Raw genomic sequence first — 7290 nt, forward strand, 5'->3', positions numbered from 1 at the left:
TGAGGGGGTCAATTACCTAATTTTCAGGGAAAAAGTCCCTGAATTTCCCCCTGATCACTCCCATATCTGGTACTTTTTGAGGGGAAAAAAGTCCAAAAGTCTTATCCAACAAGGTTTTTAGATTTATTCAGCAAGCCCTAATTAGGGTTTGCCCTGACCTTACACGATCGAGTGCTGTCTTTCAGCTATGTTTATTGTTCCCTAGGGCAGTTGGGAACTAACAGCGATCGCTAAATTTCTGTTTTTTGATCGCAATTTACAGCCTTTCCCATAAACATAAAGTATAACCTAATTTGGTATTGACGAACAGCTACCCAAAAGGAAAACTTCCTACAGGTTTGACAAATAGAATTAAGTGCTTGATAATCTCGGTTTTTAGGCAAAGGGAGACAGATCTACCCCTATCCCTAGAGACATAAAAGTGCGATGTCAAAAAAGAATTGTAATCATACCAAACCGGGGACTTTGCGATAGATAGAAGCGAGCGATCCCCGGAATCCTACACTGGTGAATTCTACCGCATCCCCGGCTTCATAGATCTGTTCTTTCCAGATTCCAGAATCCTCGCGACGGTGACATTCAATTTTCCTCTGGTTTTGATGGATAAGAATGTATTCTTTTAAGGTGGGACAGGTTTGATAATCGCTAAATTTATCACCCCTATCAAAGGATTCCGTAGATTTCGATAATACTTCAATAATCAGAACGGGATAGAGAATAAAATCATCGGTATTGTTAATCTCTCTCTCGTCACAAACCACCGCAATATCGGGATAATAATAACAATTTGCCTCCTCTAACCGGACTTTGATATCGGAAGTGAGAACAAGACAGGGACTATCATCGAGATGGATATTCAATAAAGTAGCTAGATTGGTATTTAAGACAATATGCGGCTTTTTTGCCCCTACCATTGCATAAATCCGTCCTTTTCGGTACTCGTGCTTGATCGGACTGACTCTTTCCCCTTCTAGATACACTTCTGGAGAGACATAAAAAAAATTAGGATTCGTCACCATGGTCCTCATGCTCCCTATTCTCGAATAACTAAATTATAGCCTTTGGGAATCATTGCTCTTGGACTCAATCTCGCTAGACTTATAGATCAATGATTGTCACTTGTAATATTTGTATTACAGTTATGTGACAGAATAGAGATAACGACTCTCAAAGGGACGTTATTTAGGAATGAATCCCGAAAACGATTGATAGCCATAGGTTTGCCAGAATGTCCAACGCTAAAAGTTACAAAGATACCGTTAATTTGCCTCAAACTGACTTTGATATGCGAGCAAATGCCAGTAAACGTGAGCCAGAAATCCAGAAATTCTGGCAAGATGAGCAAATATATGAGAAATTAGCGCAAAATAACCCCAAAGAATTATTTATTCTCCACGATGGACCCCCCTACGCTAACGGGTCCCTGCATATCGGTCATGCTTTAAATAAAATTCTCAAAGACATTATCAATAAATATAAACTGCTGCAAGGCTACAAAGTGCGCTATGTGCCGGGTTGGGATTGTCACGGGTTGCCGATCGAACTAAAGGTTTTACAAAGTCTCAAAAGCTCAGAAAAAGAGGGTCTAACCCCTTTGAAATTACGTCAGAAAGCCCACGATTTTGCCCTTCAAACGCAAAAAGAACAGTGTGAAGGTTTCAAAAGGTATGGAGTCTGGGGAGACTGGGAAAATCCCTATTTAACCCTAAAACCTGAATACGAGGCCGCTCAAATTGCCGTATTCGGAAAAATGGCCCTAAAAGGTTATATTTATCGGGGACTAAAACCAGTTCACTGGAGTCCTAGTTCTCAAACCGCTTTAGCTGAGGCCGAATTAGAATATCCCGAAGGTCACACTTCCAGGAGTGTCTATGTTGCTTTTCCGATTACGTCAGTTTCAACCCCGGTTTTAAGGCCATTTTTGCCTAATTTATCCGTCGCTATCTGGACGACTACCCCCTGGACTTTACCCGGGAATTTGGCCGTCGCATTAAACCCAGAATTAAACTATTCAGTGGTGGAAACTAGCGAGTCTAATTATCTAATCGTAGCGACGGATTTAGTCGAAAAATTGGCCGACACTTTTAACAGGACTTTGACGATTAAAGCAACGGTTAAAGGTCTGGAATTAGAACATACTAAATATCGTCATCCTTTGTTTGACAGAGAAAGTGCGATTCTCATCGGTGGGGATTATGTCACCACTGATTCCGGCACTGGATTAGTTCACACGGCCCCCGGCCATGGTCAGGAAGATTATATCGTCGGTCAACGTTACGGTTTACCGATACTTTCTCCCGTGGATGATAAGGGAAATTTCACCGCAGAAGCGGGACAATTTGCGGGTTTAAATGTCTTGAAAGATGCTAATGAAGCAATCATTTTAGCACTGACAGAAAAGGGTGCCTTACTCAAAGAAGAAGCATATCAGCATAAATATCCCTACGATTGGAGAACCAAAAAACCGACAATTTTCCGCGCAACAGAACAATGGTTTGCTTCCGTGGAAGGATTCCGGGAATTAGCTTTAGAAGCAATTGATTCGGTGCGTTGGATTCCTGCAACGGGTAAGAATCGCATCACTTCTATGGTTAGTGAAAGAAGCGATTGGTGTATCTCTCGTCAGCGCAGTTGGGGGGTTCCTATTCCTGTTTTTTATGACGAAGAAACGAATGAACCTCTGTTAACGGAGGAGACGATTAATCACGTTCAAGCTATCTTCGCAGTCAAGGGTTCTAATGCTTGGTGGGAGTTATCCGTAGAGGAATTGTTACCTCCCAGTTATCGCAATAATGGTCGCAGTTATCGCAAGGGAATGGATACTATGGATGTGTGGTTTGATTCTGGTTCTAGTTGGAATGCGGTGGCTAATGCTCGACCAGAATTAAGTTATCCTGCGGATATGTATCTAGAAGGATCGGATCAGCATCGGGGATGGTTTCAATCGAGTTTATTAACCAGTGTCGCTGCTAATGGTATTGCTCCCTATAAAACGGTGTTAACTCACGGTTTTGTTTTGGATGAACAGGGACGAAAAATGAGTAAATCTCTGGGGAATGTCATCGATCCCAATGTGATCATTAATGGTGGTAAAGACCAGAAAAAAGAACCCGCTTATGGGGTGGATGTGATTCGGTTATGGGTGTCCTCGGTGGACTATACCAATGATGTGAATATCGGTCAAAATATTCTTAAACAGTTGGTAGATATCCGTAATAAAATCCGTAACACTGCCAGGTTTTTACTGGGGAGTTTAAATGATTTTGATCCCGTTAAAGATGCGGTAGCTTATGAAGAGCTACCGGAGATTGATCGCTATATGTTACATCGTATCTCGGAGGTGTTTACGGAAGTAACGGCAGCTTTTGAAAGTTTCCAATTTTTCCGCTTTTTCCAGACGGTACAGAATTTTTGTGTTGTCGATTTATCTAACTTTTATATCGACATCGCTAAGGATCGTTTATATATTTCTGATCCTAATTCTTTCCGTCGTCGCAGTTGTCAAACAGTCTATGCTATTGCTTTAGAAAATCTCGCTAAAGCGATCGCTCCTGTCCTCTCTCATCTAGCGGAAGATATCTGGCAATTTCTCCCCTACAAAACTCCTTATTTATCGGTATTTGAGTCAGGATGGCTAAACATCGATCCTGCTTGGAATAATCGCGAATTGGCCGATAAATGGGCGAAATTCCGGCAGCTACGCACCGAAGTTAATAAGGTGATGGAAACTGCCAGAAATGATAAAGCGATCGGTGCTTCTTTAGAGGCAAAAGTTTTACTTTATGTTCCCGATGAAACCTTACAACAGGAGTTGGAATTATTCAACAATTGTGAGAGTTTAACGGGGAATAAAGTCGATGAATTGCGTTATCTATTTCTCTCTTCTCAAGTGGAATTAGTTAGTGATATTAGCGCAATTCAAACCGCCGAATATAAAGGAGAATCGGACTTTGTTTCGGTGGGAATTGTCAAAGCGGACGGCGAAAAATGCGATCGCTGTTGGAATTATTCGACTCAAGTGGGAAAATTTGCCGATGATCCCACTATTTGTGAGCGCTGTAATGCCGCTTTAAAAGGAGAGTTCTAAGCTAAATTAAAAGGGTGCTTTATTGTCTAATAAAGTACCCTTGTTTAATCCTCAGCTAAAAAAAAACTTATTCACAGGTATTAACTCTAGCGAATAGATAATTAGGGATGGAAGATTACCAATCAGCTTTTTTACAACGTCATCAAGATACAGAAATACTTTGTAAATCTAATAGGAAAATAGCTGCTATGCACTTTGGAGGTATTACGATCGAATGTTTTCTGAAATCTATGATCTTAGCTTCGGTATCCAGTCAAGAATGGAAAACTGATTCCAATAACCCCGGACATACTATAACTAATCCGGGTCACAGTTTGACAACTGCTTTAAAACGTCATAATCGTCTCTATTCGAGAGTTCAAAATTTTCCAGAGGTGAGAAAATGGATTAATATAGTAGAAAAACCTAGTCAAAATTTTATAACTATGGGTTATTCCAGCGGTGAACCAAATGACGATGAATACAAATAGTGGTTATCAGCGTATAAAAGTCTGAAAAGTTGGCTTCATAAACAAGCTACTCAACTTTGAGGAGATAGTTATGTCAGAAACTTGGTTAAGATCACTGAAACAAAATTGATGATTTTAATTGGCTTAGTAAATTAAATCTAATTAACCCTTTTCAACGGTAAAAAAATATCCATCCTGATATACTTGATCGCAAGTCCATTTCCCAGAGCCAAAATAAAGCGATTGCTTTTCTGAGCGGGTGCATTAACAAAGTATAGTGGGTCTGACAGCATTTCTCCTAATTTAGACTGCCTATCGGAAATTTTAGTACAAATGCTCGGACTGGCAACTCTGGCACTCCCATGCAGTCTTAACGAGTAATCTGGATAGTCAGCAGTCCATTACGGTCATTTCCTTGTCACCCCGTCAGAGTTAAGAGCAAAGCACGGACAGAAGCGAAGTTTGACCCGACGATTGGCTAATGGTATCGATAAACATCTTCAATGCTGCTTTTGAGAAGGAGACGGGTTGCTAAAGCCTCTATAATAAGTACCCATAGAGATGCCGACAACTTCCCCTGTCGATAGCGAATAAGGAGAAAAAAAACCCAGTGTTTGTCCTCAAAGGTTACGAGTATTTTCTAGGATTTCTGCTCGCTTGCAGTTTAGTACCAATCCTATCCCTAACTGCCTCCAAAGTCCTGCGGCCTAGTGGTGGCGGTCCAGAAAGACGTACCACCTATGAATCGGGGATGGAACCGATCGGCGGTGCTTGGATTCAGTTTAACATTCGTTATTATATGTTTGCCCTCGTTTTCGTGGTTTTTGACGTGGAAACCGTCTTTCTCTACCCTTGGGCAGTAGCTTTCAATCAATTGGGCCTATTAGCTTTTGTAGAAGCATTGATCTTTATTGCTATCCTTGTGGTTGCTCTCGTCTATGCTTGGCGGAAAGGAGCCTTAGAATGGTCATAAAGGCCATAATTTTCCTTATTTTTGACTTTTCATGAGAGGATAACCGGATGAGTCCCAACCCTACCAGCGAATTTAAGCAAATTATCGAACAACAAAGCGAAAAAATCCTCAATCCCATCGAACGCACCAAAGTTACCCAGGATTTATCGGAAAATGTCATCCTTACCACCGTTGATGACCTGTATAACTGGGCGCGTTTGTCAAGTCTTTGGCCGATGCTATACGGTACAGCTTGCTGTTTTATCGAGTTTGCAGCCTTGATTGGTTCCCGTTTTGATTTCGATCGCTTTGGTTTAGTTCCCCGTTCTAGTCCCCGGCAAGCCGATTTAATCATCACTGCCGGTACAATCACCATGAAAATGGCCCCCGCTTTGGTGCGTCTGTACGAAGAAATGCCAGAACCTAAATATGTGATCGCCATGGGTGCCTGTACGATTACGGGGGGAATGTTCAGCAGTGACTCCACCACCGCAGTCAGAGGGGTAGATAAACTTATCCCCGTGGATGTCTATATACCCGGTTGTCCCCCCCGTCCAGAAGCGATTATCGACGCGATTATTAAACTGCGGAAAAAAGTCGCTAACGAATCTATTCAAGAACGTGGGACTGTCCTCCAGCAAACCAATCGTTATTACAGCACCACCCACAAAATGCAGGCCACAGAACCGATTCTCACAGGTAAATATCTACAATCGGCCACCCGTCAAGCACCCCCGAAAGAGTTACTAGAAGCCACTGGTATGCCTGTTCCCCCCGCTCTTTTGACCACGAAACAAAAGGAAGAAATCTAAATGACTGAAGAAACGACAGCTATTGTGCAAGCTGGCCCCACTTCGATTTGGTTAAGCGAAAATGGTTTTGAGCATCAAGCTTTAGAAGCTGACCATAGTGGTGTGGAATTGATTAAAGTAGAACCAGACTTTTTAATTCCTCTGGCCACTGCTTTATACGCTTATGGTTTTAATTATCTCCAATGTCAGGGCGCTTACGATTTGGGACCAGGGAAAGAATTGGTTAGTTTCTATCATCTGGTCAAAGTAACCGATAATGTCGATAGTCCCGTGGAAGTGCGCTTAAAAGTCTTTCTTCCTCGAGATAATCCCCGGGTTGCTTCGGTTTACTGGATTTGGAAAGCGGCTGACTGGCAAGAACGAGAAAGTTATGATATGTTCGGCATTATTTATGAAGGACATCCCCACCTGAAACGGATTTTAATGCCGGAAGATTGGGTCGGTTGGCCTCTACGCAAAGACTACGTTTCTCCCGAATTCTACGAACTACAGGACGCTTACTAAGTCGAGAATTTAATCACTAAGTAGGGTTTGCTGAAAAAGTTTGTTGGTGGGGTTAGGAGTCAGTAGCCGGTCGTCAGGAGCCGGTCGTTTCAGGCTTTGTTGCCCTCTCTTTACGTACTAATTTTGTACTATAAGGAGAATAATGCAAGGTTTTTGAGGGGCCCAATCCGATTTTCTAGCACTAACATCGGATTTTAACAGGTCAAAAGCCTTATTTTAAAAGGGTTTTACCATTATTCAGCAGACCCTAAGTAGGGAGGCAAAATTATTTGTAGGATGGGTTAGCGGTAGCGTAACATAATCAGGCGTTGGGTTTCATGCTTCAACCCAACCTACGTTCATCTTATAAGTACCTAGGCAAAATTAATTACATACTCGCCTCCAAAATTGTCCAGCACTTTTTTAACGTAAGCGAGGAGGCTCTTTCGGTCTTTATAGGCGCTAAATTCAATCCATTCATATTTTAAAAATCTCCATAATATTTCA

General features: G+C 41.9%; 6 protein-coding genes and 1 pseudogene. 5 read left to right on the forward strand and 2 right to left on the reverse strand.

The window, feature by feature from the left end:
* Positions 1–446: 446 nt before the first annotated feature.
* Positions 447–1019, reverse strand: coding sequence for a Uma2 family endonuclease (locus O9290_RS08295; protein ID WP_002760969.1), 573 nt, complete (start codon positions 1017–1019; stop codon positions 447–449).
* Between the two features lie 209 nt (positions 1020–1228).
* Here O9290_RS08295 and ileS point away from each other — a divergent pair, with 209 nt between their 5' ends.
* The 5 genes from ileS (at position 1229) to O9290_RS08320 (ending at position 6804) form a co-directional block, all read left to right on the forward strand.
* Complete coding sequence (gene ileS, locus O9290_RS08300; protein ID WP_002760970.1) at positions 1229–4087, forward strand: isoleucine--tRNA ligase; 2859 nt, start codon at positions 1229–1231, stop codon at positions 4085–4087.
* A gap of 107 nt (positions 4088–4194) precedes the next feature.
* Complete coding sequence (locus O9290_RS08305) at positions 4195–4557, forward strand: hypothetical protein (protein ID WP_002760972.1); 363 nt, start codon at positions 4195–4197, stop codon at positions 4555–4557.
* Positions 4558–5146: 589 nt separating this feature from the next.
* The gene (ndhC, locus tag O9290_RS08310; protein ID WP_002739390.1) at positions 5147–5509 is read left to right on the forward strand and encodes a photosynthetic/respiratory NAD(P)H-quinone oxidoreductase subunit C; all 363 of its coding nucleotides are present in this window, start codon (positions 5147–5149) and stop codon (positions 5507–5509) included.
* A gap of 47 nt (positions 5510–5556) precedes the next feature.
* Complete coding sequence (gene ndhK / locus O9290_RS08315; protein ID WP_002760976.1) at positions 5557–6300, forward strand: photosynthetic/respiratory NAD(P)H-quinone oxidoreductase subunit K; 744 nt, start codon at positions 5557–5559, stop codon at positions 6298–6300.
* Entirely contained in the window at positions 6301–6804 is a 504-nt protein-coding gene (locus tag O9290_RS08320) for an NAD(P)H-quinone oxidoreductase subunit J (protein ID WP_002760978.1), read from the forward strand.
* A gap of 353 nt (positions 6805–7157) precedes the next feature.
* Here the strand turns inward: O9290_RS08320 and O9290_RS08325 are convergent.
* Positions 7158–7290 (reverse strand): annotated as a pseudogene (locus O9290_RS08325) (IS630-like element ISMae24 family transposase); the annotation flags it as partial.

This window comes from Microcystis sp. LE19-41.2A, from assembly GCF_027530405.1.
GTDB classification, from domain to species: domain Bacteria; phylum Cyanobacteriota; class Cyanobacteriia; order Cyanobacteriales; family Microcystaceae; genus Microcystis; species Microcystis aeruginosa.

What these genes read in the sequence shown, in the direction of transcription:
- ndhK (WP_002760976.1), top strand. Translation starts at nt 5,557, where the DNA reads ATGAGTCCCAACCCTACCAGCGAATTTAAGCAAATTATCGAACAACAA.
- ileS (WP_002760970.1), top strand. Translation starts at nt 1,229, where the DNA reads ATGTCCAACGCTAAAAGTTACAAAGATACCGTTAATTTGCCTCAAACT.
- O9290_RS08295 (WP_002760969.1), bottom strand. Translation starts at nt 1,019, where the DNA reads ATGGTGACGAATCCTAATTTTTTTTATGTCTCTCCAGAAGTGTATCTA.
- O9290_RS08320 (WP_002760978.1), top strand. Translation starts at nt 6,301, where the DNA reads ATGACTGAAGAAACGACAGCTATTGTGCAAGCTGGCCCCACTTCGATT.
- O9290_RS08305 (WP_002760972.1), top strand. Translation starts at nt 4,195, where the DNA reads ATGGAAGATTACCAATCAGCTTTTTTACAACGTCATCAAGATACAGAA.